This window comes from Alistipes sp. HGB5, assembly GCF_000183485.2.
GTDB lineage: Bacteria > Bacteroidota > Bacteroidia > Bacteroidales > Rikenellaceae > Alistipes > Alistipes finegoldii.
Genome location: NZ_AENZ01000085.1, coordinates 1 through 1,858, shown reverse-complemented (window position 1 = coordinate 1,858; position 1,858 = coordinate 1). Strand labels below are relative to the sequence as shown.

Below are 1,858 nucleotides of genomic sequence, written 5' to 3'. Positions count from 1 at the left end.
ACTTCGATACCGTTACGTATGACGGATTCCAGTGGAGCATGCCGATCCGCAATTTCGTTTAATCCCACCACAATCGGATAAGAGTCACTGACTTCACAATCCAGCAGCGAGTCGATCTCACAAAAGAACGAATCGACTTCCGGACCATATATGCATTGATGTCCGGGCATATTGGCAATCAGGAATTCTGCCGCCCGCAACTTCAGACTATCCGCCTCACACGCTGCATAATGGTCAAGTATACGTTCCAATTCCGAGCGGTTCCGCCCGGCAAGCTCAAGCGCCTCGATTACCTCTGCACTACGACGGGACATGCAAGCGGAAAGCAAACAAACGGAGAAGAGAAAATTCAAGAAAAGCAGAAATCTCATAACAAACGAAATTTAGGTTATGCAAATGTATGGAAATATTACGGTCAGCCCCACCCTCAACTCGAACATCCCGTGCTGCACCCGCACAAAAACGAACGGTTCAAATCGCTACATATTAAATAGTTAATATACTAAGTCAAAATTTAAAACATTAAGTTAGTATCAACTTCGATTAATTTATGCGTGATAATCCAATTAATATATCCATACTTTTGTTATCAACATTTTAATATACCGAGCGTCACTTATTGCAAATTTTCCATTTTTCCGGTTTTTATTATGAAAAAATGCATTTGTTTTATTCTGCTAATCTGTAGTTGTACCTGTTGCACAAGCACAAATAATCCCCGTAGTGTTGAAATTCAGGCGACAAATGTCCCTTTATATGACTCGCTTCCCCATAATATTGAAGGAGCCTATCTTCATCTGCCTAACAATCGGTTCGACTTCGGAAAAATCAACAGAAAGAAAATCCCGAATATTCCAATAGAGGTCGAGTTCTCCAATATCGGGACAGTCCCTCTGGTGATCTTAAAAGCGGATGTATCCTGCGGATGTTTATCGGTCGAATACCCTAAAGCACCGATACTGCCGAATCAAACAGGCAAACTGATCATTAAGGCGGATCTACGCGCACAATCGGGCACTTTTAACAAATCCGTATTTATTAAGACAAATGCCGAGAATGATGTCGTACTGTTGAGAGTTGCCGGTGAAATTCGCTAATCTTAAAAAATATGAGTATGAAAAACCAGATGTTTTTCTTTTTTTTAGTATCCCTAATATTTTTGACCTCATGTCAAAAACATGAATTGGTATATAGCTGCGATCCCGCTATCAACATGCAGGTTATAAAAAACATGCAACAAATAAAGGATATGGAGGCAGGTTCATGGCAGGCAATAAACGACTTAGAGTACCAACGGGGAGTATATCGGGCTTTTTCCTCAGAACAAAAATTAAGTCTATGGATGCACAAACTGCAAAATGCATTAACCCTGACGTGGACAGATGAAGAAAAGGCTCACATCGAAACACTTATTTCTTTTTTGAGTATTGATGTACTTGAAGGAGATATAGACGATATTACTTATATAAAGTTATACAAATGGATAAATTATGGATTAGAAGTATTAAAATGGAATCAAGAAATAATTTATTCTTTAGTTTATACCCCTCAACTTTTATCCTCCAATAAGAAAATTCCAGCGACTTATTTCGTTACAGCAAAAACTCGCAGTGAGGATATAGGTCGGAAAACATGTAACTGCGGTGATGCACACGGAGTGCTATCTTGCTATCATCCTTATGCGTCGTATAATTGTCATGTAGAAGATTGTGAACCCGGCCGTGGGTGCGGAATGTTTTGGGCAGAAAAATGTTGGGGTGTATGTTACGCATAAAAACCATGAAACAGTTCATCAAAATATTTCTCTCGTCGCTTCTGATAGCAGTTATCCTGACTCCGTTGAAAAGTGGGCGCATAA

2 protein-coding genes and 1 pseudogene are annotated in these 1,858 nt (G+C 39.7%); 2 read left to right on the top strand and 1 reads right to left on the bottom strand.

All coding sequences use genetic code 11. The features are described 5' to 3' along the window. Window positions 1-371, bottom strand: a pseudogene (locus HMPREF9720_RS14320) (hypothetical protein); the annotation flags it as partial. A 279-nt stretch (window positions 372-650) separates the two neighbouring features. Between HMPREF9720_RS14320 and HMPREF9720_RS16065 the strand changes: the two are divergent. Both HMPREF9720_RS16065 and HMPREF9720_RS15540 read left to right on the top strand, forming a co-directional pair. Continuing rightward, window positions 651-1,097, top strand: a complete 447-nt coding sequence (locus tag HMPREF9720_RS16065; protein ID WP_083817630.1) for a DUF1573 domain-containing protein — start codon at window positions 651-653, stop codon at window positions 1,095-1,097. Between the two features lie 11 nt (window positions 1,098-1,108). Next, the gene (locus HMPREF9720_RS15540) at window positions 1,109-1,774 is read left to right on the top strand and encodes a bacteriocin fulvocin C-related protein (RefSeq protein WP_139022507.1); all 666 of its coding nucleotides are present in this window, start codon (window positions 1,109-1,111) and stop codon (window positions 1,772-1,774) included. The last annotated feature ends 84 nt before the right edge of the window (window positions 1,775-1,858 follow it).